The sequence below is a fragment of the Streptomyces endophytica genome (assembly GCF_026153355.1).
Classification (GTDB): domain Bacteria; phylum Actinomycetota; class Actinomycetes; order Streptomycetales; family Streptomycetaceae; genus Streptomyces; species Streptomyces endophytica.
Map to the genome: position 1 here is coordinate 708,989 of NZ_CP110636.1, position 23,296 is coordinate 732,284.

The window sequence follows — 23,296 nt, forward strand, 5'->3', positions numbered from 1 at the left end:
ACGACGAAGGCCGCCGGCAGCAGCGGCGGCCCGATGGTCAAGGCCGAGGGCGTCCACAAGTCCTTCGGCGCGGCGCACATCCTCAAGGGCATCGACCTGGAGGTCGCGCCCCAGGAGGTCTTCTGCCTGATCGGTCCGTCCGGTTCCGGCAAGTCGACGTTCCTGCGGTGCATCAACCACCTGGAGAAGATCAACGCCGGCCGGCTGTCCGTCGACGGCGAACTGGTCGGCTACCGCGAGCACAACGGCAAGCTCTACGAGCTGCGCGACCGCGAGGTCGCCGCCCGCCGTCGCGACATCGGCATGGTCTTCCAGCGCTTCAACCTCTTCCCGCACATGACCGCGATCGAGAACGTCATGGAGGCGCCGGTCCAGGTCAAGGGCGAGTCCAAGGCCGCGGCCCGGGAGCGCGCGGGCAAGCTCCTGGACCGGGTCGGGCTGGCCGACAAGGCCGGGAACTACCCCTCCCAGCTCTCCGGCGGCCAGCAGCAGCGGGTGGCGATCGCCCGGGCGCTGGCCATGGAGCCGAAGCTGATGCTCTTCGACGAGCCGACCTCGGCACTCGACCGGAGCTGGTGGGTGACGTCCTGGACGTCATGAAGGACCTGGCGGCGACGGCATGACGATGATCGTCGTCACCCACGAGATGGGCTTCGCCCGCGAGGTCGGCGACTCGCTGTCTTCATGGACAACGGCGTGGTCGTCGAGTCCGGCCACCCGCGCGAGGTCCTGGGCAACCCGCAGCACGAGCGGACGAAGTCGTTCCTGTCGAAGGTGCTGTAGGGCGTTCCGGCCGGAGGTCCGGTACGACGTGGTGGGCCGCTCCCCGAGGGGGCGGCCCACCACCGCTGTGTACGGGCGGCGCTACTTGAGCCCCAGCACCAGCGCGTCGGTCGGCGAGGACCACACCGCCCGGGCCTCCGCGAAGCCCGAGTCCCGCAGGGCCGCCGCGTGCCAGGACGCCGAGGGGTGTCGCCGTCGGCGTGCTCGCCGTAGATCTCGAAGCGCTCGGCGGTCGGTCCGGCCAGCCGCGGGTCGGCGGCGGCCAGCTGCCACCACTCGGCCCAGTCGACCGCGCCGGCGGCCTTGGCCTCGTCCATCCGGCCGTGCCGGAAGGCCCGCTCGGCGGCGTTGATCCGCGGGGTGGAGCCCTCCGGCATGCGGTCGGCGTTGAGGAACACCCCGCCGTCCCGCACCAGCGCGCCGAGCTGGCCGTAGAGGGCCCGCAGGTCCTCGGTGTGCAGCCAGTGCAGCGCGGTGGCGGTGAGGACCGCGTCGTAGGAGTCGTGCGGCAGTTTCGCCGTCCAGTCGGGGTCCTTCAGATCGGCCCGTACGAACCTGACCCGGCGCTCGTTCTCGAAGTACCCTTCCGCGATGGCCAGCAGCGCGGGATCCAGGTCGACGCCCACACTCTCGGCGTCCGGGAAACGCTTCAGCAGCCGGTCGGTGATACTGCCCGTACCGCACGCGAGGTCGAGCACCCGGGGCGCGGGACCCACCAGCGCCTCGACCATGTCGAGCATCACCCGGAACCGCTCCTCACGGTCCGGGAGGTACCACTCCTGCTGCCGGTCCCAACTCTCCTGCCACGCCTGCCAATCGGCACCGACGACGGTCTCGGTCATTGCTTCCCCTCCAGGCCGTAATACCCTAGTAGTGGGTCTGCCCATTACCGCGCCCACACCACCGGACCCTATCCGCCGCCCGTAAGGACTACAAGTGGAACTGGCCTATTACTCGGACTATGCCGTGCGACTGGTCAACACCGAGCAGCCCGAGCGCGGCAGCGACAGCCTGACCTCGGTCGAGGCCGTGCGCGAGCTCTTCGGCCCCGCCCAGCAGGCGGCCCGGCGGGCGACCGACAGCGACGTCACCCGGCTGCGGACGGTGCGCGCCCGGCTGCGCGCGGTCTTCGAGGCGGCCGCCGCCGGCGACGAGGTCCTGGCGGTGGACCTGCTCAACGCGCTGATGATGGAGTTCCCGGTCAGCCCGCAGATTTCCGGCCACGAGTACCGGGACGAGGACGGGCGGCCCAACTGGCACATGCACATCGCCGACCAGGCCGCCAACGCGACGGCCGGCTTCACCGCGACCGCCTGCATGGGCCTGGCCTTCCACCTCACCGAACTGGGCGTGGACCGGCTGGGCATCTGCGAGGCGGCCCCCTGCCGCCACGTCTACCTGGACACCTCGACCAACCGCTCCCGGCGCTACTGCTCCGACCGCTGCGCCACCCGCGCCAACGTCGCCGCCTACCGCGCCCGCAAGCGCCTGGAGAGCGAGCGCTCGGCACGCACCGGGCGGACCGCGGAGGCCGCCCAGGAGAGCAGTGCGGGCAGCGACCGCTGAACCCCGCGCGGCGACCGCAGCCGCAGCCAGGCGCGGGCGATGACCAGTTCGTCCGGAACGACACCGAATTCCCGGCTGTCGTTCTCGACGAACGGATTGTCCCCCTGGACCCACCAGCCGCCGTCCTGCCGCCGCACCGCCCGCTTGACGATCAGCAGGTCCTGCCGGAACGGATGCCGCAGCACGACCACGTCACCGGGCCGCACCACCGCGCCGTACTGCACCACCAGCTGGTCACCGGGGTGCAGCGTGGGCACCATTGACGGGTTGTAGACCTCGGCCAGCCCGAACGCACGGAGCAGCCCGACCCGCTCCTGCCCCGGCTCCGCGCCCTCGCCCTGCTCCGGCCCACGCTCGTCCACCCGCTCCGGCATCCCTTACCTCCCGGTCCAGCCCCGGTCCGTCCCTCCCCCGGACTCGTCCGGGGCACCCCCATCTCGCTTCGCTCGGGTCCATCCTCCAACAGTCCCGGCCCGACACCGGACTTTTGCCCTAAGACCCCCGGGCCACCCGAGAAAAGCCTTCCCGCACCGAGTAATCTCGCACCTGAGAAGACGATCACGAGGAAGGACTGCACATGCTCTCCCGCCTGTTCGCGCCCAAGGTCAAGGTCAGCGCCCACTGCGACCTGCCCTGCGGCGTCTACGACCCGGCCCAGGCCCGCATCGAGGCCGAGTCGGTCAAGGCCGTCCAGGAGAAGTACCAGGCCAACGAGGACCCGGACTTCCGCACCCGCGCCATCCTGATCAAGGAGCAGCGCGCGGAGCTGGCCAAGCACCACATCTCGGTGCTGTGGAGCGACTACTTCAAGCCCCCGCACTTCGAGAAGCACCCCGAGCTGCACCAGCTCGTGAACGACACCCTCAAGGCCCTCAGCGCGGCCAAGGGTTCCAACGACCCGGCGACCGGCCAGAAGGCCCTCGACCTCATCGAGCAGGTCGCCAACATCTTCTGGGAGACCAAGAAGGCCTGACTCACGGCCCGGCCGGCTCCCCCCCCGCGCGGCGGAACCCGGCCCGCGTCGCACGACCGCACCCGTCCCGCCACCACCCGCCCCGCGCGGGCCGGCGGCGGCGGGTGCGGTCTTCTTTGCCCCACATGCGCATTCCGGGTGGTGTCGGCCACCGATGGGGCCGTTCGCCGGGTTGGTAAGGGGTGCGATCCGGCCACCGGAAAGCGGCCGGGCGGGCGCCGCAGGGGCGACGCGACACGGACACGGGAGGCCGCCATGCGCTTCATGATGCCGCTCAGGACCGACGAGAACGCGATGCCCGCCGACGGGCCCGGCGCGGAGCTGATGGAGCGGATGGGCGCGCTCCTCGACGAGATGACCGCGGCCGGCGTGCTGCTGGACACCGCGGGGCTGGCGACGAGCGCACAGGGCACCCGGCTGCAGCTGTCGGGTGGGCGGATCACCATGGCCGACGGGCCGTTCCACGAGGCCGGGGCGGCGATCGGCGGATACGTGCTGATCCGGGCCGGCTCGCAGCAGGAGGCGGCCGGGTGGGCCGAGCGCTTCCTGGGGGTGCGCGGGGACGCGTGGACGCTGACCGCGGAGATCCGGCGGGTGGACGAACCGGCGGGCGCCGGGGTGTGACGCCCGGGGAGGCCCGCTATGTGGCCACCGGCAGCGGCGGGTCGTGCCGGGCGAGCCAGGCGCGGTAGGCGTCGCTCGCCCAGGCGATCTCCATGTACGCGGCGGTCAGGTCGGCGAACAGCTCGTCCGGGGTGCCGGCCGGGGTGCCGTCCTGGCGGCAGGCCATGAAGAGCCGGACCGCCAGCGGGTCGCCGTACAGGGGGCGGATGGCCATGCCGTGCCGGGAGCGGGCGGTCGGCTGGCAGGGGGTGACCACCTCGCCGGCCGTGACCAGGTCCACGGCGGTGAGGTAATCGCCGTGCACGACCCGGGGGTTGATTCCGGCCGCCGCCCATATACGGCGCAAACCGGCCCATTCGCCGTCCACCGTCGGGTCGACCATCCACTGGTCCTCGGCGAGGTCGGCGACCCGAACGACGTCCTGCGCGGCCGCCGGATGACTGTCGGCCAGGGCGATGAACTGCGGCTCGCGGGCGATGAGTTCGTGCGCGACCAGACCGTCCGGGACACGCAGCGGGGCACCCTCGACCTCGTGCACGAACGCGGCGTCGAGCTGGCCCGTGACGACCATGTGCAGCAGGGCGTTGGCGGACACATCGGTACGTATGGTCGTGTCCGTTTCGGGCAGCCGGACCCGTAGCCGGCGCAGCCAGCCGGCGACCGCGGGGCTGTTGGTGCTGCCGATGTGCAGCCGGGCGCCCTGTGCGCGGTGCGAGACCGATGCGACCTCGTCGACAAGCGCCCGCATTTCGGCCACTATCGGCCGGGCCCGGCACAGCACCGCATGGCCCAGCGGGGTGGGCCGGCTGCCGGTCGGTTCGCGGAAGAAGAGCTGGCCACCGAGGGCCTTCTCGATGCGGTGGAGCTGTGTCGTCAAGGAGGGCTGGGTCATGCCGAGTTGCCGGGCCGCCTTGCGTACGCTGCCGGAGTCCGCGATGGCGCACAGTGCGCGAAGATGCCGTACCTCTAGCTCCACGCCGGGAGCATAACGACGAGAGCATCCGTCACACCAGGCTCTCAAACCCGCCGGAACTCGACTTTTTCGCGAGGGTATTGGGCCAAGCTATCCCCACCTAACATCTCCGCCTTGCGGGTGAAGTCCGTCCAGACTCAACGGCACCAAGAAATCCGCAGGGCCCCGGTCGCCGCCCCACACGGCGACCGTACGGCCCTCGGAGATGAAGGAGCCCCCACATGAGATCTCCCAAGACGGCGCTGTCGGCGGCGCTCGGTCTGGGCCTCGCTGCCGCGCTCGCAGCCGCGGCGCCGGTTTCGGCAGCTTCCCCCTCCTCCACCCACTCCTCCCACCTCAGCACCCCGGCCTCGATCGCCGCCTACAACGGCTCGGCGGCCGAGAAGGCGGACACCAAGGCATTCTTCGAGGCCGTGATGAAGTCGGCACGGGCCAAGCTCAAGGCCCACCCGCACGCGGAATCGGTCACCGTGACCTATGACGCGAGTGCCGCACCGACCTTCAAGAGCCAGATAGCCGAGACCGCGTCGATCTGGAACAGCGCCGTCAAGAACGTGCAGCTGCAGGAGGGCAGCGGCGGCGACTTCCAGTACCGCGAGGGCAACGACCCGCGGGGGTCGTACGCCAGCACCGACGGCCACGGCAAGGGCTATGTGTTCCTGGACTACCAGCAGAACCAGGAGTACAACTCCACCCGCGTGGCCGCCCACGAGACCGGCCATGTGCTGGGCCTGCCGGACCACTACGAGGGTCCGTGCAGCGAGCTGATGTCCGGCGGCGGCCCCGGCACGTCCTGCCAGAACACCCAGCCGGACGCGAACGAGCGCGCCCAGGTGGAGCAGCTGTGGGCCAACGGCCTGGCGGGCGTCCACTTCGGCAAGGCCTCCTGACGCCGCCTCGCACCACGAGTTCGGCGGTGGCCGGCGGACCGTACCGTGCTCACGATGGACGGTCCGCGCACCCGGCCTGGGGCTGACGAGTACCGGAACCTGGCGGCCGGCCCTCGTATCCCCACCAGCCCTCGCAGTTCCTGCGCCGCCCGTGCGGTGGGGCTCTTCCTGAGCCCCACCGCATTTTTCGTGCCCGGGCCCCGCCGCGGTCACCCGGTCCTTCCTCCGCGCCCACCCCGCCCACCGCCACCCCGCCGGTCACCGGGCACTGCCCCCGCCCCCGCCAGGGCACCGGCCGGCGGGCTCGCCCCCGTCGATCGCATGGTCCTCATTTGACACCCACAAACATGGGATGTTCCCATCACCGGTGGAATGGGGCCGGACCGCGCTCCGGTCGTGAGGGGAAGGACGCCGTCGATGCCGCTGCGCAGCACCGCCCGGACGAACCTGGTGGACCTGGTCATCGAGCAGATGGAGGGCCTGATCGCCGGCGGCGAGTGGCCGGTCGGGACGAAGATCCCCGCCGAGCCCGTGCTCGTCGAGCAGCTCGACGTGGGACGCAACACCGTCCGCGAGGCGGTGCGCGCCCTGGTCCACACCGGGATGCTGGAGCCGCGCCAGGGCGACGGGACCTACGTCCGCGCCAGCAGCGGCTTCGGCGCCGCCGTACAGCGCCGGCTGCGGCGGGCCGGCGACCTGGAGACGTTCGAGGTGCGCGCCTCGCTGGAGCGGGACGCCGCGCGGTACGCCGCACTGCGCCGCACCGACGAGGACCTCGCCGCGCTGCGCGCCGCCCTCGCCGAGCGCGACCGGGCCTGGCGCGGCGGCGACCTGCCCGCCTTCATCGACGCGGACCTGGACTTCCACCGCACCATCGCCGCCGCGGCCCACAACAGCGTCCTCGCCGACCTCTACGACCACCTCAGCGACGCCCTGCGGGCCACGCTCCAGTCGGTCGTCGGCGCCCCGGTCCCCGATTCCGTCCGCAACCAGTACGACGCGCACGAGGCCATCGTCGACGCCATCGAAGCGGGCGACGCGGAGGCCGCCGAGCGGGCGGCGCTGGCGCATCTGAGCGAGGGCATGGCGGCCCTGCGCGACGGCACCGGCGCGGGCCCGGACCGCACGGAGGACGCCCCGCAGTGACCACCGACCGGACCGCCACCCGCACCGCCCCGGCGCCGCCCGCGCCGCCGGCCGCGGGCCCCGGAGCCACCGGCCGCCGCGCCCTCCACCTCGGTGCCGGCGTCGTCCTGCTGGCGCTGAACCTGCGTCCCGCGCTGGTCGCGGTCTCCCCGCTCGCCGGCACGATCCGGGACGACAGCGGGATGTCGGCCGCCGCGACGAGCCTGCTCACCGCGCTGCCGCTGCTCTGCTTCGGGCTGCTGGCCCCGGTCGCGCCGCGGCTGGGGCGCCGGTTCGGCATGGAGCGGTCGCTGCTCGGCACGATGGCGCTGATCTGCCTGGGGACCGCGTTGCGACTGCTGGACTCGGTGGTGGCGCTGTTCGCCGGGACAGTCGTGATCGGGGCCGGGATCGCGGTGGCCAACGTCCTGCTGCCGGCCTGATCAAGCGGGACTTCCCGGCCCGGGCCGGGCTGATGACCGGTCTGTACTCGATGTCGCTCTTCGGCGGCGCGGCGCTCGCGGCCGGTGTCACGGTCCCGGTCCAGCACGCCGCCGGCCTGAACTGGCAGGCGACGCTGGGGTGTTGGGGCGCGCTCGCGCTGGTCGCCCTGGTCTGCTGGCTGCCGCAGGTGCGCAGCCGTACCCGGGTGACGGCGGCCGCGGCCCGGGAGGCCGCCCGGCCGGTGCGCGGACTGTGGCGCTCCGCGCTGGCCTGGCAGGTCACCGCGTACATGGGCCTGCAGTCGCTGAGTTACTACGCGGCCGCCGCCTGGCTGCCGACGATCCTCACCGACGCCGGGACGAGCGCGGGCGACGCCGGCTGGATGCTGTCGTTCTCCTCGCTGCTGGGCATCGCGGGGTCGTTCCTCGCGCCGGTGATCGTCGGCCGCCGGCTGTCGGCCGGCACGCTGGCCACCCTGGGCGCGCTGCTGTGCGCGGCGGCGTTCACCGGCGTGCTGACCGCGCCGGTCGGCGGGGCGTACGTCTGGATGGTGCTGCTGGGGCTCGGCCAGGGCGCGGCGATCAGCCTGGCGCTGCTGTTCATCGTCCAGCGGGCCCCGGACGCCCGGCACACCGCCCAGCTCTCCAGCATGGCGCAGTGCTTCGGCTACGTGCTCGCCGCCACCGGCCCGGCCGTCCTGGGCGCCGTACACGACGCCTCCGGCAGCTGGACGGTCCCGCTGACGGTCCTGCTGGCCCTGCTGCTCCCGCAGATCGCGGCCGCCTGGGGCGCGGCCCGGCACCGGTACGTGGCGGGGCACTGAACGGGGCCCGCGGAACTCGCCGCCGAATCCCGTAGGGGATGCGAGCGCCCCCTACGGGGCCACAACGGGGCGGGGCGGGAGGGTATTCCCGTGGCCGACGGGCGGGGCGGCGCGGCAAGGTTTTCCCGTGGCCGGGGATGACCAGCGGGGCGCGGTCCGGGGGCGCGCTGCCGGGGATGCCTGCCCCGGGCGCCCCGGTTAGAGCCACCCGTTTCGTTTGAACCCGCGGTGGATCCCCCAGCAGATGACCACGGTCAGGGCCATCACCAGCGGATAGCCGAACGTCCAGTGCTTTTCCGGCATGTACTCGAAGTTCATGCCGTAGATGCCGCAGACCATGGTCGGTACGGCGAGGATGGCGACCCAGGCGCTGATCTTGCGCATGTCCTCGTTCTGCGCGACGGTGACCTGGGCGAGATGGGCCTGGAGTATGGAGTTGAGCAGTTCGTCGAAGGCCGTGATCTGCTCGGTGACCCGGGCGAGGTGGTCGGCGACGTCCCGGAAGTACGTCTTGATCTGCGGGTCGACCTCCCGCATCGGGCGGGACGCCAGCTCCCGCATCGGCCGGTCCAACGGGGCCACCGCGCGCTTGAGTTCCAGCAGCTCGCGCTTGAGCTGGTAGATCCGGCCGGCGCCGCCGCTGCCGCGTTCCGAGAAGACCTCGCTCTCGACGTCGTCGATGTCGTCCTGGACGGCGGCCGTGACGTCGAGGTAGTCGTCCACGACGAGGTCGGCGACGGCGTGCAGGACGACGGACGGGCCGAGCGCCAACTGCTCGGGCACCCGCTCCAGTTGCTCGCGCAGCGGCCCGAGCGAGCCGTGCCCGCCGTGCCGGACGGTGATCACGAAGTCGATGCCGGTGAAGACCATGATCTCGCCGGTCTCCACCACCTCGCTGCTGTCGGTGAGCCGGTCGTGCTCGACGTAGCGGACCGTCTTCAGCACGGTGAACAGCGAGTCGTCGTAGTGCTCCAGCTTGGGGCGCTGGTGGGCGTACACGGCGTCCTCGACGGCGAGCGGATGCAGCCCGAACAGGTCGACAATTCCGGCGAATTCCTTCTCGGAGGGCTCATGCAGCCCGATCCAGACGAATCCCCTGCCGGACTCCCGTACCCGGCGTATCGCCACATCGGCCGGCTGGTTGCCGTCCTGCCGCACGCCGTCGACGTACACCGCGCAGTTGACCACCGCGGTGCCCAACGGCGAGCGCGCGGGGTGGCTGAGGTCCACCCCGCGCGTACGCGGCTGCGGCAGCCGGACGGCCTTGCGGAGGTTGCTGATCATCGACACCCGGCCAGTATGGCCTGCGGGCGCCGGCGAACGGTATGCCAAAGCGGGTGTTTTTGCTCCCCGCGGACGCCGCCCCCGGGCCGTGCGTCGTCAGGAGACCGGGACCGGCTGCGGGCGCTCCTCCGCCGCGGGCTCCGGTGCGTCCTGCGGCTCCGCCTGCGGGGTGCGGGCCCGGCGCGGGAGCAGGAACAGCAGGGCCAGGACGAGGACCAGGCCGGCCGCGACCCACCACAGGGCGTGGGTGGTGGCCGCGATGAACGCGGGGTGCGCGGCACCGGGCGCGGCCGCACCGCCGGACTCCCCGTCCCGCCGACGACCCCGAAGAACGCCACCGACGAGAGCCCCAGGCCGAGCGCCATGCCCAGTTGGCCCGTGGTGTTGAAGATGCCGGACGCCGAACCGGAGTGCGCGGCCGGCACCTCGGAGATCGCCACGTCGGTGACCGGCGCGACGATCAGGCCCATGCCGGCGCCCATCAGCAGCATCGCCGGCGCCATCTGCCAGGACGTGAGGGCGGTGCCGTAGTGGTCGGCCTCCCAGATGTAGAGCAGGGCGCCGGACAGCATGATCAGCGCGCCGGCCTGCAGGACCGCGCGGCCGAAGCGCGGCACCAGCTTCTGCACCGACATCCCGGCCGCGACCGAGCAGGCGAGCGAGAACGGCACCCCGGTCAGCCCGGCGTGCAGCGGGCCCCAGCCCAGCCCCAGTTGCATGAAGAGCGTCCAGATCAGGAAGAACAGGCCGCTGACCGCGCCGAAGGTGAGCTGGACGGCGGCGCCCGCCGCGAAGGACCGCACCCGGAAGAGGGAGAGTTCGACGAGCGGTGAGCCGTCCTTGCGGGCCTTGGCGCGCTCGTAGCGGACGAAGGCGGCCAGGACGAGCGGGGCGGCGCCCATCGAGACGAAGCCCCACAGCGGCCAGCCGGACTCCCGGCCTGGGTGAGCGGGTAGAGCAGCATCAGCAGGCCGACGGTGGCGAGGGCGGTGCCGACCAGGTCGAGGCGGAGCGCGCCCGGGGAGCGGGACTCGGTGATGAAGCGGCGGCCGAGCAGGATGCCGGCGACGCCGACCGGGAGGTTGATCAGGAAGATCGGGCGCCATTCCAGGCCGAAGAGGTCGCCCTGGGTGAGCAGCGCGCCGATCAGCGGCCCGCAGACCGCGCCCAGGCCGATCACCGCGCCGAACATCCCGAAGACCTTGCCGCGTTCGTGCGCGGGGAAGGTGACGTGGATGATCGCGAGCACCTGCGGCACCATCAGCGCGGCCATCGCGCCCTGGAGCACCCGTGCGCCGATCAGCATGCCCGGGCCGGCGGCGCAGCCGCACAGCGCGGACGCGAGCGTGAAGCCGGCCATGCCGAGCAGGAACAGCCGCTTGCGGCCGTGGATGTCGCCGAGCCGGCCGCCGGTGATCAGACCGAGCGCGAACGCCAGGGCGTAGCCGGCGGTCACCCACTGCAGGGCGCTGAAGGTGGCGCCGGTGTCCTGCTGGATGCTCGGCAGCGCGATGTTGACGATGGTCGCGTCGACCAGGTCCATGAAGGCGGCCGTGAGGACGATGGCGAGCGCGGTCCAGCGTCTGCGGTCGGGCGCGGCGGGGACGGGCGTGGGCATGGCGTACTCCGGGTCCGTGGTCGGTGGTGCGGGCGTCCGCGAGCGGTGGTGCGTGGACGTCTTCGACGACACTAGGGCCGATGTAGGACAGAGCCCGTCCTACTACCTCCGGCATCATCGGGGCATGAGTGAGACATCGGCACGTCTGCTGAATCTGCTGTCCCTGCTGCAGACCCCACGCGAATGGCCCGGGCCGGAGCTGGCGGAGCGGCTGGGGGTGACCTCCCGTACGATCCGGCGGGACGTCGAGCGGCTGCGGGACCTGGGGTATCCGGTGCACGCCACGATGGGTGCGGTGGGCGGGTACCGGCTGGCGGCGGGGACCGCGATGCCGCCGCTGCTGCTGGACGACGAGGAGGCGGTGGCCATCGCGGTGGGCCTGCGGTCGGCGGCCGGCCACACCATCGCGGGCATCGAGGAGGCGTCCGTACGGGCGCTGGCCAAGCTGGAGCAGGTGCTGCCGGCCCGGCTGCGGCGCCGGGTGGGCACGCTGGGCACGGCCACCGTCCCGATGCCGGCCGGGGACGGTCCGACTGTCGATCCGGAGCATCTGACGGTGCTCGCCGCGGCGATCGCCAACCACGAGCGGCTGCGCTTCGCCTACCGGGCGGGCGCCGGGGAGCGGAGCAAGCGCCTGGTGGAGCCGCACCGGCTGGTGGCGGCGGGCCGGCGCTGGTACCTGGTCGCGTACGACAACGACCGGGAGGACTGGCGGATCTTCCGGGTGGACCGGCTGAGCGAGCCGTTCGCCACCGGCGTGCGGACCCCGCCGCGCGAGCTGCCGGCCGCCGACGCGGGGGCGTACGTGCGGGAGCGGATGCAGGGGATGGCCCCGGCGCACCGGGCGGTGGCCACGGTGTACGCACCGGCCGGGGAGGTGACCGCGCGGCTGGGCGGGCCGGCGGCGGGCGAGGTCGTGCCGCTGGACGAGGGGTCGTGCCGCTGGCACAGCGCGCCCGATTCGCTGGAGTGGCTGGCGATGCGGCTGGCGCTGCTGGGGTGCCCGTTCACGGTGCACGAACCGGCGGAGCTGTCCGCGTTCCTGCGGGCGATGGGCGAGCGGGTGAGCCGGTCGGTGGACGGGGACGGGCCGGACGGCGCCCCGGGGGACGGGAGCGCCGCGGGCGGGAACCCGGCGGACGGGGGCGCGGCGTGAGGGGATACGCTGGGGCGGAATACCCTAGGGGGGTATAACGTTCGGTACGGGGAACGCGCAGGCGTGGTACGCAGTCGCAGCACACCGAGGAGCAGCTATGACCACCGCGATCGGAGAGCACGGCGTCGAGCTGGAGATCGGCGGGATGACCTGCGCGTCCTGCGCCGCCCGCATCGAGAAGAAGCTCAACCGCATGGAGGGGGTCACCGCCACCGTCAACTACGCCACCGAGAAGGCGCGGGTCGCGGTCGCGGAGGGCAGCGCCGTCACCGCCGCGGACCTGATCGCCACCGTGGAGCGGACCGGCTACACCGCCACGGTCCCCGAGCCCCCGGCGGCCGCCGAGCCGCCGGCCGAGGGCCCGGACGGGCGGCCGGCGGGGGCGGACGGGGAGCCCGACGACGCCCTCGCCCTGCTCCGCCACCGCCTGCTGGTCTCGCTCGCGCTGTCCGTCCCGGTGGTCCTGATGGCGATGGTGCCGCCGCTGCAGTTCACCAACTGGCAGTGGCTCTCGCTCACCCTGGCCGCCCCGGTGGTGGCCTACGGCGCCTGGCCGTTCCACCGGGCGGCCTGGACGAACCTGCGGCACGGCGCCGCCACGATGGACACCCTGATCTCGATGGGCACCCTGGCGGCGCTCGGCTGGTCGGTGTGGGCGCTGTTCTTCGGTGACGCCGGGATGCCCGGGATGACCCACCCCTTCACGCTCACCGTCACCCGCACCGGCGGCAGCAGCGCCATCTATCTGGAGGCCGCGGCCGGCGTCACCACGTTCCTCCTGGCCGGGCGCTATTTCGAGGCGCGGTCCAAGCGGAAGGCCGGGGCGGCGCTGCGCGCCCTGATGGAGCTCGGCGCCAAGGACGTCGCGGTCCTGCGGGACGGCCGGGAGGTGCGCGTCGCGGTGGCGGAGCTGAGCGTCGGCGACCGGTTCGTCGTACGGCCCGGCGAGAAGATCGCCACCGACGGGAAGGTGGTGGAGGGTGCCTCCGCCGTGGACGCGTCGATGCTCACCGGCGAGTCCGTCCCGGTCGAGGTCTCCCCCGGCGACACCGTCACGGGCGCGACGGTCAACGCGGGCGGCCGGCTGGTCGTCGAGGCCACCCGGGTCGGTGCCGACACCCAGCTGGCCCGGATGGCGCGGCTGGTGGAGGAGGCGCAGAACGGGAAGGCCGCGGCGCAGCGGCTGGCCGACCGGATCTCCGCCGTGTTCGTCCCGGTCGTGATCGCGCTCGCCGCCGGCACGCTCGGCTACTGGCTCGCCACCGGCGCGGGCGCGGTGGCCGCCTTCACCGCGGCGGTCGCCGTCCTGATCATCGCCTGCCCGTGCGCCCTGGGACTCGCCACCCCGACCGCGCTGATGGTCGGCACGGGGCGCGGCGCCCAGCTGGGCATCCTGCTGAAGGGGCCCGAGGTGCTGGAGTCGACCCGCGCGGTGGACACCATCGTGCTGGACAAGACCGGCACGGTCACCACGGGCGTGATGACGCTCGGCGAGGTGCACCTCGCCGAGGGCGTGACGGAGACCGAGGCGCTGCGGCTGGCCGGTGCGCTGGAGCACGCCTCCGAGCACCCGATCGCCCGGGCCGTCGCCGCCGGCGCCGCGGCCCGCGTCGGGGCCCTGCCCACCCCGGAGGAGTTCACCGGCGTCCCCGGCCTCGGCGTGCGCGGGGTCGTGGAGGGGCACACCGTCCTGGTGGGCCGCACCCAGCTGCTGGCCGAATGGTCCCCGGGGCTGCCGGACGGGCTGGCCGCCGCGAAGGCCGCGGCCGAGGCGCGGGGCCGTACCGCCGTCACCGTCGGCTGGGACGGCGCGGCGCGGGCGGTGCTGGTGGTCGCCGACGCGGTCCGGCCCACCAGCGCGGAGGCGGTCCGCCGGCTGCGGGCGCTGGGCCTGACGCCGGTGCTGCTGACCGGCGACCACCGGGCGGTCGCGGAGTCGGTCGCCGCCGAGGTCGGCATCGACGAGGTGATCGCGGAGGTGCTGCCCGAGGACAAGGTGGCGGTGGTCGCACGGCTGCAGGCCGAGGGCCGTTCGGTCGCCATGGTCGGTGACGGCGTCAACGACGCGGCCGCCCTGGCCCGCGCCGACCTGGGCCTGGCCATGGGCACCGGCACGGACGCCGCCATCGAGGCCGGCGACCTCACCCTCGTCCGCGGCGATCTGCGCACCGCCGCCGACGCGATCCGGCTGGCCCGGGCCACCCTGGGCACCATCCGCACCAACCTGTTCTGGGCGTTCGGCTACAACGTCGCCGCGCTGCCGCTGGCCGCGGCCGGGCTGCTCAACCCGATGATCGCCGGTGCCGCGATGGCCTTCTCTTCGGTCTTCGTGGTCGGCAACAGCCTCCGGCTGCGCCGCTTCCGGGCCCTGGACGGCGCGGCCGCCCGCGGCTGACCGGCGGACCCGCGGCGTCGTCCCGGGACCGCCCCGGCCTCCCGGACCTGCCCAGACGTCCCGGTTCTGGCACCAGTCTCCAGTTCTGGCGCCGGAACATTGGCGGATCGCTCACCCGCCGGCCGGCGCCGGCGGGTGAGACTGGTGCGGAAACGAACCTCCACGTACCGACAGTCCGCGCACCGGCCGTCCACACCGGCCGCCCGCGCCCCGACCGTCGGCGTGCCCACGATCCGCGTATCAACGCTCCACGTACAGGGAGACCTCATGACCGGGTCACGCGTCCTGGCTCTCGGCCATTACCAGCCCTCCCGCGTGCTCACCAACGACGACCTCGCCGCGATGGTCGAGACCGACGACGCCTGGATCCGCAGCCGGGTCGGCATCCGCACCCGGCACGTCGCGGCCCCGGACGAGACCGTGGACGCGATGGCGGCCGCCGCGGCGGCGAAGGCCCTGGCCGCCGGCGGGGTCGCCCCCGCCGACGTCGACCTGGTGCTGGTCGCCACCTGCACGGCCGTCGACCGCAGCCCGAACGCCGCGGCCCGGGTCGCCGCCCGGCTCGGCCTCGGCTCGCCCGCCACGATGGACGTCAACGTCGTCTGCTCCGGCTTCACGCACGCGCTGGCGCTGGCCGACCAGGCCATCCGGGCCGGCTCCGCGACCACGGCCCTGGTCATCGGCGCGGAGAAGTTCACCAATGTGATCGACTGGACGGACCGGACGACCTGCGTGCTGGCCGGCGACGGGGCGGGCGCCGCGGTCGTCACCGCGGCGGACGAGCCGGAGATCGGGCCGGTGCTGTGGGGCTCGGTGCCCGAAATGGGCGGTGCGGTCCGCATCGAGGGCGAGCCCGGCCGGTTCTCCCAGGAGGGCCAGACCGTCTACCGCTGGGCGACGACCCAGCTGCCGGCCATCGCCCGCCAGGTCTGCGAACGGTCCGGGATCGCGCCCGCCGACCTCGCCGGGGTGGTGCTCCACCAGGCGAACCTGCGGATCATCGAGCCGGTCGCGGAGCGGCTCGGCGCGGTCAACGCGGTGGTCGCCAAGGACGTCGTCGACTCCGGCAACACCTCCGCCGCGTCCGTCCCGCTGGCCCTGTCCAAGCTGGTCGAACGCCGCGAGATCCCCGCCGGCGCCCCGGTGCTGCTGTTCGCCTTCGGCGGCAACCTCTCGTACGCGGGGCAGATCATCCGCTGCCCCTGAGGGGTGGCGGCCGGCCGGGAGGCTTCGGCCGTAGGGCTCGCCGGCCGGCGTCCGATTCGTTCAAGACCCCGGCCCGGCGGCCTCCCTACGCTCGCCGCATGACGACTGTTCCTCCCCCTTCCCCGGCTCCCCGCGCTGCGCCGCCTTCGGCATGGTGGTCGCCGACATGGCCGCCGCCCTCGCCTTCTACCGACGGCTGGGCCTGGTGATCCCGCCCGGATCGGACACCGCCCCGCACGCCGAGGCCGAGCTGCCCGGCGGCCTGCGGCTGATGTGGGACTCGTACGCGACCGCCCGCGCCGTCGACCCGGACTGGACGCCACCGCCGGCCGGCACCCCGAGGGGGCTGGCCTTCGAGTGCGACGGACCGGCCGGCGTCGACGCGCTCTACGCCGACCTCACCGCCGCCGGCTACCGGGGCGAGAAGCCGCCGTGGGACGCCTTCTGGGGCCAGCGCTACGCCGTCGTCCAGGACCCGGACGGCCACGGGGTGGACCTGTTCGCACCGCTGCCGCAGCAGCCGGGCGACGGGCCGGAGGTGTAGGGGCCCCAGCCGCCCGCTAGTGCCCGGGCTGCTCCCGCAGGTACTGCGCGCCGCACAGGAAGCAGAACGGCTCGGCCTTCGGTGTGCCCCAGGATTCGGCCGACTGGGTGGCGGCGGCCGGAGCCAGGTCCCGTCCGCACATCGCGGTGGTGGTGCCGATGCGCGTCATGTGCCAGAGCTTGACCGGCGTGTCCTCGTGCGGCAGCAGACCTTCCTCGTACTCGGCGCGGATCTCGTGCTCCATGGCGGTCCACCTCCTACCCTTACGATGCGCCAGCGGGTCGGGGCCACAACGGCAGCCGGCCCGGCCGGCCGGTGCCCGGAGCCGGGCCGGGGCCCGCGATCCGCCCGCTGGTCAGAACACCGACCAGCCGGTCAGCGTGGTGAAGTGGTCCAGCGCCGCGGCGCCCGCGACGGAGTTGCCGCGGGCGTCCAGGGCCGGGCTCCAGACGCAGAGCGTGCAGCGGCCCGGGATCACGGCGATGATGCCGCCGCCGACGCCGCTCTTGGCGGGCAGCCCGACCCGGTAGGCGAACTCCCCGGCCGCGTCGTACGTGCCGCAGGTCAGCATCACCGCGTTGATCCGCTTGGCCTCCCGGGCGTCCAGCAGCCGGCTGCCGTCGGCGCGCAGTCCGTGGCGGGCCAGGAAGCCGCCGGCCACGGCCAGGTCGCGGCAGCTCATCTCGATGGAGCACTGCCAGAAGTAGTGCTGGATGACGCTGGGGACCGGGTTCTCCAGGTTGCCGAAGGACGCCATGAAGTGCGCGAGGGCGGCGTTGCGGTCGCCGTGCTCGGCCTCGGAGTCGGCCACCGCCTGGTCGAAGGCCAGATCGGGGTTGCCGCTCTCCTCCCGCAGGAAGTGCAGCATCGAGGTGCTGGCGTCGCCGGTGAGGGTCTGCAGCCGGTCGGTGACGACCAGCGCGCCCGCGTTGATGAACGGATTGCGCGGAATGCCGTTCTCCGCCTCCAGCTGGACCAGCGAATTGAACGGCGTGCCCGACGGCTCGCGGCCGACCCGCTTCCAGATGTCGTCCGCGCCCGGACCGCCGGGAGCGCCGTTGCCGCCCGGAGCGCCGTGGTTGCCGGGAGCACCGTGGTTGCCGTCGCCGCCCTGGCTGCCGTGGCTCTGGGCCATCACCAGCGCCAGCGAGAACGCCTTGGAGATGGACTGCACGGAGAACGGGACCTCCCAGTCGCCGACCCCGTACACCGCGCCGTGTATGTCGGCGACCGCGATCCCGAACCGGTCCGCGGACACCCGCTCCAGCGCCGGTATGTAGTCGGCGACCTGTCCCTGTCCCACGTACGGCCTGGCGTGGGCCGCTACCTCCTCGAGAACGGCCTGGTAGTCCATGCGCACACGCTAACCCGAGCCGAGCAGCACCCCCATCGGGGCCCCCGCCAGCGACTTCACCTCGCGGGCGAGGTGGGCCTGGTCCGCGTATCCCGCGCGCACCGCGACCTGTGCGTACGGCATCCCGGTGCGCGCCAGGTCCAGGGCGCGCACGAAGCGGAGCACCCGGGCGAGCGTCTTGGGACCGTAGCCGAACGCGTCCAGGCTCAGCCGGTGCAGCTGGCGTTCGCCGAGCGCGACCGCCCGGGCGACCTCGGCCACCGGCCGGCCGCGGGCCAGCGCCGCGGCGACGGCGGCGGTCCGGGCGTCACCCCCGGGCGCCGCCGCGGCCTGCCGCAGCCGCCCCCCGGCGGCCTCCTCCAGCACCCGGCCCCCCCGTCGCCACCGGAGCCGCCGCCTGCTCCGCCGCCCGCTCGGTCAGCTCCCGTACCTGCGCCGCGGGCCACAGGTCCGCCAACGGGACGCGCCGGTCGCGCAGTTCGTGCGCCGGGACGCCGAAGACGGCGGGGCCCTGGCCCGGCGCGAACCGCAGCCCGGTCCAGCCGGTACCGGGTGGCACACCACCGGGGTGGTACGGCCCGGTGTCCGGACCCGCCACCAGCAGCCGGCCCGCACTCCAGATCAGGTCCGTGCAGCCGTCGGGGAGTACGGGGCGCCGACGGCCCGGTGGTGGTGGTCCACAGCACCGCACCGGCCACCCGCGACGCCCGCTCCCGGTACCCCGGGGTGCCCCGGGCACGTCGAGGACGCCGGCCACTACGCCGGCTGGCTCATCCGTGTCGCGCCGTTCGCCCACGCCCCCAGCCTGGCACGGGAACCCCACGGCCGTCCGCGCCGTTGATCCCTTACGACACGGACCGCACGGAGGTGGCAGATGTCAGGGTTTCTGGACCGCGCCAAGGAGCAGGCGCAGAGCGCGCTCAACCAGGGCAAGCAGAAGGTCGAAGAGGTGCAGCAGCACCGGGCCGGCGGCGACCTGCTGAAGAAGCTGGGCGCCGCGTACTACGCCGAGAAGCGGGGCAGCGGTACGCCCGAGGCGACCCAGTCGGCCCTCACCGCCCTCGAAGCACACATCAGCGCACACGGCGACGCGTTCCTGCACGGGTAACGGACGGCGGCCGGGGGTCGGCGGACGGCGGACGGCGCGGAGCCGAACGCGAGCGGCGGGGCACGGGAGGCGGTGCCCGCCCGGTGCGGCGCGCCGCCCCGGCCGAAACCGCTCGTACAACCACCGAACGACCGATCCGTTTTTTTGCGTTCCCCTCCACCTGCGTGCCGCCATCCCGTACAAGCGAAACAGCAGGCGGTGCGCGGACGGCGGCCGCCGTGTTCCGTATCGGAGTGGCCATGTCCGAACCGCTGTCCGCCGCCCGCTTCCTCGCGGCGCTCAAGGCCGAGGGCGTGCGGGTCGTCGAGGTCGACGGCTGGGAGACGCACAACCGCAACAGCAAGGGGCCGTGGGGTCCGGTGCACGGCGTGATGGTGCACCACACCGCGACGTCCGGGGCCGAGCGCACCGTCAAGCTCTGCTACGACGGCCGGCCCGACCTGCCGGGGCCGCTCTGCCACGGCGTGATCACCAAGGACGGCACGGTGCACCTGGTGGGCCACGGCCGCGCCAATCACGCGGGCCTGGGCGACGATGACGTCCTGCGCGCGGTGATCGCGGAGAAGCGGCTGCCCCCGGACAACGAGAGCAACACCGACGGCAACCGCGTCTTCTACGGCTTCGAGTGCGAGAACCTCGGCGACGGCGACGACCCCTGGCCCGAGGCCCAGATGGCGGCCCTGGAAAAGGCCGCTGCGGCCGTCTGCCGGGCCCACGGCTGGACCGAGCGCTCCGTGATCGGCCACCTGGAATGGCAACCGGGCAAGATCGACCCCACGGCTTCACCATGGCCTCCCTACGCGACCGCATCGCCGCCCGCCTGAAGTGACCGGCCGGCGGGGCCCGGCCGGCACGAGCGGCGTGCCCGGCCGGTACGAGCAGGGGGGCCGGGCCGGTGTCGCACCCCCAAGCGACAATGGGCCCTGTGACCGGCCCCGCCCCCGACCCGCTGCCCGGCCTCCGGGCCCTCCACCCCCGCCTGCCCTCCCCCCTCCAGGAGGTCGAGGACGGGGCGTTCGCCCGGCGCGGGGCGGTTGGTGCTCAAGCGGGACGATCTGATCCACCCGGATCTGCCGGGAAACAAGTGGCGCAAGCTGGAGCCGAATCTGCGGGCGGCCGCCGCGGCGGGCGCGCGGACGTTGCTGACGTTCGGCGGGGCCTACTCCAACCATCTGCGGGCGACCGCGGCGGCCGGCCGGCTGCTGGGGTTCGGCACCATCGGTGTGGTCCGCGGTGACGAGCTGGCCGGTGCCCCGCTCAATCCGTCGCTGGCCCGCTGCGCCGCCGACGGGATGCGGCTGCACTTCCTCGACCGGGACAGCTACCGCCGCACGTCCGACCCCGCGGTGCTGGCCGCCCTGCACGACCGGTTCGGCGCGTTCCACGTCCTCCCGGAGGGCGGCAGCAACGCCCTTGCCGCACAAGGCTGTACGGAGCTGGGCCGGGAGCTGCGCGGTGTGGCGGACACGGTCGGGGTGGCCTGCGGCACGGGCGGCACCCTGGCCGGTCTCGCCGCGGGACTGGGCCCGGACCGGCGGGCTCTCGGCGTCGCCGTGCTGAAGGGCGGCCGCCCGCACTTCCTCCAGGGGACGGTCGAGGAGCTGCAGCGGGCCGCGTTCGGCGGGCCGCGCGGCGACTGGCGGCTGGCGGACCGCTTCCACTGCGGCGGTTACGCCCGCCGCACGCCCGAACTGGACGCGTTCGCGGACGCCTTCGAGCGGCGGCACGACCTGCCGCTGGAGCGGATCTACGTCGCGAAGCTGCTGTACGGACTGACCACGCTGGCCGAGGAGGGCGCGTTCCCGGCCGGCAGCACGGTCGCCGCGGTGATCACCGGCGCGCCGTGAGGCCGCGTGCCGGCCGGCGTCAGGAGGTGCCCTCCCGGTACGCCGTGGCCTCCTCCAGGTCGAGCCGGCGCAGCAGCGTGCGCAGCATCTCGTCGTCGATCCGCCGGGCGTCCCGCAGCCGGACGAAGACCCGCCGCTCGGTGTCGATCATTTCCCGGGCCAGCCGCCGGTAGGTCTCGTCGGCGGACTCCCCGGTCACCTCGTTGACCGCGCCGAGCCGCTCCCACACGGAGTCGCGGCGCCGTTCCATGACGGTGCGCAGCCGGTCCGAGAGGGGGCCGGGCAGCGCGTTGCGCTCGTCCCTGAGCAGTTCCGTGAGGCGTTCCTCGGCGGCCCGGGACGCCTCGTTCTGGGCCTGCGCCTCGGCCAGCGTCTCGGCCTGCGTGTCCCGGCCGGGCAGCCGCAGGGCGCGGATCAGTACGGGCAGTGTCAGGCCCTGGATCACGAGGGTGCCGATGACGGTGGTGAAGGTCAGGAAGAGCACCAGGTCACGCCCCGGGAAGGGCCCGCCGTCCTGCACGGTGGCCGGCACCGAGAACGCGATGGCCAGCGACACCACCCCGCGCATCCCGGCCCAGCCGACGATCACCGGCGCGGTCCAGTTCACCCCGGGCTCGCGGGCGCGGATCCGGGCGGACAGCAGCCGCGGCAGGAAGGTCGCGGGGAAGACCCAGACGAAGCGGGCCCCGACCACGACGACGAAGACCACCGCCGCGTACGCCAGCGCCGGGCCCGCACCGTACGCCCCCAGGCCGCGCGCCACGACCGGCAGCTGGAGCCCGATCAGCGCGAAGACCGCGGACTCCAACAGGAAGGAGATCACCTTCCAGACGGCGTCCTCCTGGAGCCGGGTCTCGAAGTCGACCTGCCAGGACCGGTGCCCCAGGTAGAGGCCCACCACGACGACGGCGAGCACCCCGGAGGCGCCGACCTGCTCGGCCGCCGCGTAGGCGACGAACGGGATGAGCAGCGAGAGGGTGTTCTCCAGCAGCGCGGACTCCCGCAGCCGCACACGCAGCCAGTGCAGCGGCACCATCAGGACGACCCCGATGCCGATGCCGCCCAGGGACGCCAGGGCGAACTCCTTGATCCCGTCGCTCCAGGTGGCGCCGGCGCCGACGGCCGCGGCCACCGCGACCTTGTAGGCGGTGATCGCGGTGGCGTCGTTGACCAGCGATTCGCCCTGCAGGATCGTGGTGATCCGGTGCGGCAGCCCGAGCCGGCGGGCGATGGCGGTGGCCGCGACGGCGTCCGGCGGGGCGACGACCGCCCCCAGGACCAGCGCCGAGGTCAGCGGCAGGTCCGGGACGAGGAGGTAGACCGCGTACCCGACCACCAGCGTCGCGAACAGCACGTAGCCCACCGACAGCAGCGCCACCGGCCGCAGATTGGCCCGCAGGTCCAGATAGGAGCTGTCCAGCGCCGCGGTGTGCAGCAGCGGGGGCAGCACCAGCGGCAGCACGATGTGCGGATCGAGGGTGTAGTTCGGCAGGCCGGGGATGTACGACGCGGCGAGCCCGGCGGCCACGAGCAGCAGGGGTGCCGGCACCGGCGTCCGGCGCGCCAGCCCGGCGACCGCCGCGCTCCCCGCGACCAGCAAGAACAGCGACATCACAGCCATCTGCCCGTTCCGTCCCCTCGCCCCGACGCCGACCGTCCCGGCGATCTAACCTGGCCATCATGAGCGAGTGCACGCACGTGGCCGGACTTCCGCGCGCCGAACCGACGCCGCTGAGCGCCACCTGCCGGGAGTGCGAGGCGGTCGGCAGCCATCCCGTACAGCTGCGGCTGTGCCTGGTCTGCGGGCACGTCGGCTGCTGCGATTCCTCGCCGTACCGGCATGCGACGGGGCATTTCCAGGAGACCGGGCACCCGGTGATGCGGACCTTCGAGCCGGGCGACTCCTGGCGCTGGTGTTTCGTCGACCAGGTACTGGTCTGAGGTGAGAGCGGGGTGTGGGAAAAACGGCGTGAGGTGTTCCCCGGCGTCCGTTTAGCCTTCAAGAATGATCCGCGAAGCGACCCCCGACGACGTCCCCGTCCTCCTCGCCATGATCGGCGAGCTGGCCGCCTACGAACGTGTCCCCGAAGCCGCCCGGGCCACCGAGCCGCAGCTGAAGGAGGCGCTCTTCGGGTCGCAGCCGGCGGCCTTCGCGCTGATCGCCGAGGCCGATGGCGCTCCGGTGGGCTTTGCCCTGTGGTTCCGGAACTTCTCGACCTGGACGGGCACGCACGGTGTCTATCTGGAGGACCTCTACGTGCGTCCCGAGGCGCGCGGCGGTGGCCACGGCAAGGCGCTGCTGGCCGCCCTCGCGGAGATCTGCGTGGCCCGCGGGTATGAGCGTTTCGAGTGGTCAGTCCTGGATTGGAATGAACCATCCATCGGTTTTTACCGGTCGATCGGTGCCCGACCCATGGACGAATGGACGGTCTTCCGGCTCACTGGAGAGGCACTGCACAACCTCGCGGGCGCGTCACGCGTCAACGGAGGGTAATCGCCCACGATTTGGCGGTGCACACCCCTAGCCACTGTCCGTACCCGTGGATTTACAATCAGTGACAGCGGGGAGGTCCGGTGATGCGG

At 73.4% G+C, this 23,296-nt stretch carries 20 protein-coding genes and 6 pseudogenes; 17 read left to right on the forward strand and 9 right to left on the reverse strand.

Translation table 11 applies throughout. The features are described 5' to 3' along the window. Nucleotides 1-33 precede the first annotated feature (33 nt). Nucleotides 34-783: pseudogene (locus tag OJ254_RS03135) on the forward strand (amino acid ABC transporter ATP-binding protein). An 81-nt stretch (nucleotides 784-864) separates the two neighbouring features. On the opposite strand, the pseudogene OJ254_RS03140 reads toward OJ254_RS03135, so the two are convergent. Further along, nucleotides 865-1,625: pseudogene (locus tag OJ254_RS03140) on the reverse strand (class I SAM-dependent methyltransferase). Nucleotides 1,626-1,719: 94 nt separating this feature from the next. Here OJ254_RS03140 and OJ254_RS03145 point away from each other — a divergent pair. Further along, on the forward strand, nucleotides 1,720-2,349 hold the full coding sequence (locus OJ254_RS03145) for a CGNR zinc finger domain-containing protein (RefSeq protein WP_265361150.1): 630 nt from the start codon (nucleotides 1,720-1,722) through the stop codon (nucleotides 2,347-2,349). Here the strand turns inward: OJ254_RS03145 and sodX are convergent. After that, nucleotides 2,253-2,723, reverse strand: coding sequence for a nickel-type superoxide dismutase maturation protease (gene sodX / locus OJ254_RS03150; RefSeq protein WP_265361151.1), 471 nt, complete (start codon nucleotides 2,721-2,723; stop codon nucleotides 2,253-2,255). The genes OJ254_RS03145 and sodX overlap by 97 nt on opposite strands. Nucleotides 2,724-2,926: 203 nt before the next feature. Here sodX and sodN point away from each other — a divergent pair, with 203 nt between their 5' ends. Further along, a complete protein-coding gene (sodN, locus tag OJ254_RS03155; protein ID WP_265361152.1) occupies nucleotides 2,927-3,322 on the forward strand; it encodes a superoxide dismutase, Ni in 396 nt (131 codons plus the stop codon). Between the two features lie 255 nt (nucleotides 3,323-3,577). Beyond that, nucleotides 3,578-3,946, forward strand: a complete 369-nt coding sequence (locus OJ254_RS03160; RefSeq protein ID WP_265361153.1) for a YciI family protein — start codon at nucleotides 3,578-3,580, stop codon at nucleotides 3,944-3,946. Between the two features lie 16 nt (nucleotides 3,947-3,962). On the opposite strand, the gene OJ254_RS03165 is transcribed toward OJ254_RS03160, so the two are convergent. Continuing rightward, nucleotides 3,963-4,922, reverse strand: coding sequence for a LysR family transcriptional regulator (locus tag OJ254_RS03165; RefSeq protein WP_265361154.1), 960 nt, complete (start codon nucleotides 4,920-4,922; stop codon nucleotides 3,963-3,965). A gap of 218 nt (nucleotides 4,923-5,140) precedes the next feature. Between OJ254_RS03165 and snpA the strand changes: the two genes are divergently transcribed. The 4 genes from snpA to OJ254_RS03185 all read left to right on the forward strand — a co-directional run bounded on the left by snpA (nucleotide 5,141) and on the right by OJ254_RS03185 (nucleotide 8,201). Further along, a complete protein-coding gene (snpA, locus tag OJ254_RS03170) occupies nucleotides 5,141-5,809 on the forward strand; it encodes a snapalysin (protein WP_265361155.1) in 669 nt (222 codons plus the stop codon). Nucleotides 5,810-6,226: 417 nt separating this feature from the next. Continuing rightward, nucleotides 6,227-6,955 carry a FadR/GntR family transcriptional regulator gene (locus OJ254_RS03175; RefSeq protein WP_265361156.1) on the forward strand — a complete coding sequence of 243 codons (729 nt, stop codon included), beginning with the start codon at nucleotides 6,227-6,229 and terminating at the stop codon, nucleotides 6,953-6,955. Further along, nucleotides 6,952-7,377 (forward strand): MFS transporter, encoded by a 426-nt coding sequence (locus OJ254_RS03180; RefSeq protein ID WP_265361157.1) that lies wholly within the window; start codon nucleotides 6,952-6,954, stop codon nucleotides 7,375-7,377. The genes OJ254_RS03175 and OJ254_RS03180 overlap by 4 nt, the downstream gene beginning before the upstream one ends. Nucleotides 7,378-7,409: 32 nt before the next feature. After that, nucleotides 7,410-8,201: an MFS transporter gene (locus OJ254_RS03185; protein WP_265361159.1), complete on the forward strand. Its 792-nt coding sequence runs from the start codon at nucleotides 7,410-7,412 to the stop codon at nucleotides 8,199-8,201. A gap of 198 nt (nucleotides 8,202-8,399) precedes the next feature. Here the strand turns inward: OJ254_RS03185 and OJ254_RS03190 are convergent, their stop codons facing one another. After that, nucleotides 8,400-9,485 carry a magnesium and cobalt transport protein CorA gene (locus OJ254_RS03190; protein ID WP_265365025.1) on the reverse strand — a complete coding sequence of 362 codons (1,086 nt, stop codon included), beginning with the start codon at nucleotides 9,483-9,485 and terminating at the stop codon, nucleotides 8,400-8,402. 96 nt (nucleotides 9,486-9,581) lie between these two features. Then, nucleotides 9,582-11,103: pseudogene (locus OJ254_RS03195) on the reverse strand (MFS transporter). Nucleotides 11,104-11,227: 124 nt separating this feature from the next. Between OJ254_RS03195 and OJ254_RS03200 the strand changes: the two are divergent. The 4 genes from OJ254_RS03200 to OJ254_RS03215 all read left to right on the forward strand — a co-directional run bounded on the left by OJ254_RS03200 (nucleotide 11,228) and on the right by OJ254_RS03215 (nucleotide 16,404). Next, the gene (locus tag OJ254_RS03200; RefSeq protein WP_265361160.1) at nucleotides 11,228-12,259 is read left to right on the forward strand and encodes a helix-turn-helix transcriptional regulator; all 1,032 of its coding nucleotides are present in this window, start codon (nucleotides 11,228-11,230) and stop codon (nucleotides 12,257-12,259) included. Between the two features lie 97 nt (nucleotides 12,260-12,356). After that, on the forward strand, nucleotides 12,357-14,654 hold the full coding sequence (locus OJ254_RS03205) for a heavy metal translocating P-type ATPase (RefSeq protein WP_265361161.1): 2,298 nt from the start codon (nucleotides 12,357-12,359) through the stop codon (nucleotides 14,652-14,654). A gap of 267 nt (nucleotides 14,655-14,921) precedes the next feature. Beyond that, nucleotides 14,922-15,860 (forward strand): beta-ketoacyl-ACP synthase III, encoded by a 939-nt coding sequence (locus OJ254_RS03210; RefSeq protein ID WP_265361162.1) that lies wholly within the window; start codon nucleotides 14,922-14,924, stop codon nucleotides 15,858-15,860. 151 nt (nucleotides 15,861-16,011) lie between these two features. Further along, nucleotides 16,012-16,404 carry a VOC family protein gene (locus tag OJ254_RS03215; protein ID WP_265361164.1) on the forward strand — a complete coding sequence of 131 codons (393 nt, stop codon included), beginning with the start codon at nucleotides 16,012-16,014 and terminating at the stop codon, nucleotides 16,402-16,404. A 16-nt stretch (nucleotides 16,405-16,420) separates the two neighbouring features. Here the strand turns inward: OJ254_RS03215 and OJ254_RS03220 are convergent, their stop codons facing one another. The 3 genes and pseudogenes from OJ254_RS03220 to OJ254_RS03230 form a co-directional block, all read right to left on the reverse strand. Then, nucleotides 16,421-16,648, reverse strand: a complete 228-nt coding sequence (locus OJ254_RS03220; RefSeq protein ID WP_261955759.1) for a hypothetical protein — start codon at nucleotides 16,646-16,648, stop codon at nucleotides 16,421-16,423. Nucleotides 16,649-16,759: 111 nt separating this feature from the next. Then, on the reverse strand, nucleotides 16,760-17,758 hold the full coding sequence (locus tag OJ254_RS03225) for a glutaminase (protein ID WP_265361166.1): 999 nt from the start codon (nucleotides 17,756-17,758) through the stop codon (nucleotides 16,760-16,762). Nucleotides 17,759-17,767: 9 nt separating this feature from the next. Continuing rightward, nucleotides 17,768-18,456 (reverse strand): annotated as a pseudogene (locus OJ254_RS03230) (helix-turn-helix transcriptional regulator). A 176-nt stretch (nucleotides 18,457-18,632) separates the two neighbouring features. On the opposite strand from OJ254_RS03230, the gene OJ254_RS03235 reads away from it, so the two are divergent. The 3 genes and pseudogenes from OJ254_RS03235 to OJ254_RS03245 all read left to right on the forward strand — a co-directional run bounded on the left by OJ254_RS03235 (nucleotide 18,633) and on the right by OJ254_RS03245 (nucleotide 20,713). Then, a complete protein-coding gene (locus OJ254_RS03235; RefSeq protein ID WP_265361167.1) occupies nucleotides 18,633-18,866 on the forward strand; it encodes a hypothetical protein in 234 nt (77 codons plus the stop codon). A 239-nt stretch (nucleotides 18,867-19,105) separates the two neighbouring features. After that, a pseudogene (locus tag OJ254_RS03240) lies at nucleotides 19,106-19,695 on the forward strand (N-acetylmuramoyl-L-alanine amidase). Between the two features lie 87 nt (nucleotides 19,696-19,782). Continuing rightward, nucleotides 19,783-20,713 (forward strand): annotated as a pseudogene (locus OJ254_RS03245) (1-aminocyclopropane-1-carboxylate deaminase/D-cysteine desulfhydrase). 19 nt (nucleotides 20,714-20,732) lie between these two features. Here the strand turns inward: OJ254_RS03245 and OJ254_RS03250 are convergent. Continuing rightward, complete coding sequence (locus OJ254_RS03250; RefSeq protein WP_265361168.1) at nucleotides 20,733-22,334, reverse strand: Na+/H+ antiporter; 1,602 nt, start codon at nucleotides 22,332-22,334, stop codon at nucleotides 20,733-20,735. Nucleotides 22,335-22,393: 59 nt separating this feature from the next. Between OJ254_RS03250 and OJ254_RS03255 the strand changes: the two genes are divergently transcribed. Further along, complete coding sequence (locus OJ254_RS03255) at nucleotides 22,394-22,654, forward strand: UBP-type zinc finger domain-containing protein (RefSeq protein WP_265361169.1); 261 nt, start codon at nucleotides 22,394-22,396, stop codon at nucleotides 22,652-22,654. Nucleotides 22,655-22,718: 64 nt separating this feature from the next. Then, entirely contained in the window at nucleotides 22,719-23,207 is a 489-nt protein-coding gene (locus OJ254_RS03260; protein ID WP_265361170.1) for a GNAT family N-acetyltransferase, read from the forward strand. Nucleotides 23,208-23,296: the final 89 nt, after the last annotated feature.

What these genes read in the sequence shown, in the direction of transcription:
- sodX (WP_265361151.1), bottom strand. Translation starts at nt 2,723, where the DNA reads ATGCCGGAGCGGGTGGACGAGCGTGGGCCGGAGCAGGGCGAGGGCGCG.
- sodN (WP_265361152.1), top strand. Translation starts at nt 2,927, where the DNA reads ATGCTCTCCCGCCTGTTCGCGCCCAAGGTCAAGGTCAGCGCCCACTGC.
- OJ254_RS03160 (WP_265361153.1), top strand. Translation starts at nt 3,578, where the DNA reads ATGCGCTTCATGATGCCGCTCAGGACCGACGAGAACGCGATGCCCGCC.
- snpA (WP_265361155.1), top strand. Translation starts at nt 5,141, where the DNA reads ATGAGATCTCCCAAGACGGCGCTGTCGGCGGCGCTCGGTCTGGGCCTC.
- OJ254_RS03175 (WP_265361156.1), top strand. Translation starts at nt 6,227, where the DNA reads ATGCCGCTGCGCAGCACCGCCCGGACGAACCTGGTGGACCTGGTCATC.
- OJ254_RS03185 (WP_265361159.1), top strand. Translation starts at nt 7,410, where the DNA reads ATGACCGGTCTGTACTCGATGTCGCTCTTCGGCGGCGCGGCGCTCGCG.
- OJ254_RS03190 (WP_265365025.1), bottom strand. Translation starts at nt 9,485, where the DNA reads ATGATCAGCAACCTCCGCAAGGCCGTCCGGCTGCCGCAGCCGCGTACG.
- OJ254_RS03200 (WP_265361160.1), top strand. Translation starts at nt 11,228, where the DNA reads ATGAGTGAGACATCGGCACGTCTGCTGAATCTGCTGTCCCTGCTGCAG.
- OJ254_RS03205 (WP_265361161.1), top strand. Translation starts at nt 12,357, where the DNA reads ATGACCACCGCGATCGGAGAGCACGGCGTCGAGCTGGAGATCGGCGGG.
- OJ254_RS03210 (WP_265361162.1), top strand. Translation starts at nt 14,922, where the DNA reads ATGACCGGGTCACGCGTCCTGGCTCTCGGCCATTACCAGCCCTCCCGC.
- OJ254_RS03215 (WP_265361164.1), top strand. Translation starts at nt 16,012, where the DNA reads ATGGTGGTCGCCGACATGGCCGCCGCCCTCGCCTTCTACCGACGGCTG.
- OJ254_RS03220 (WP_261955759.1), bottom strand. Translation starts at nt 16,648, where the DNA reads ATGGAGCACGAGATCCGCGCCGAGTACGAGGAAGGTCTGCTGCCGCAC.
- OJ254_RS03225 (WP_265361166.1), bottom strand. Translation starts at nt 17,758, where the DNA reads ATGGACTACCAGGCCGTTCTCGAGGAGGTAGCGGCCCACGCCAGGCCG.
- OJ254_RS03235 (WP_265361167.1), top strand. Translation starts at nt 18,633, where the DNA reads ATGTCAGGGTTTCTGGACCGCGCCAAGGAGCAGGCGCAGAGCGCGCTC.
- OJ254_RS03250 (WP_265361168.1), bottom strand. Translation starts at nt 22,334, where the DNA reads ATGGCTGTGATGTCGCTGTTCTTGCTGGTCGCGGGGAGCGCGGCGGTC.
- OJ254_RS03255 (WP_265361169.1), top strand. Translation starts at nt 22,394, where the DNA reads ATGAGCGAGTGCACGCACGTGGCCGGACTTCCGCGCGCCGAACCGACG.
- OJ254_RS03260 (WP_265361170.1), top strand. Translation starts at nt 22,719, where the DNA reads ATGATCCGCGAAGCGACCCCCGACGACGTCCCCGTCCTCCTCGCCATG.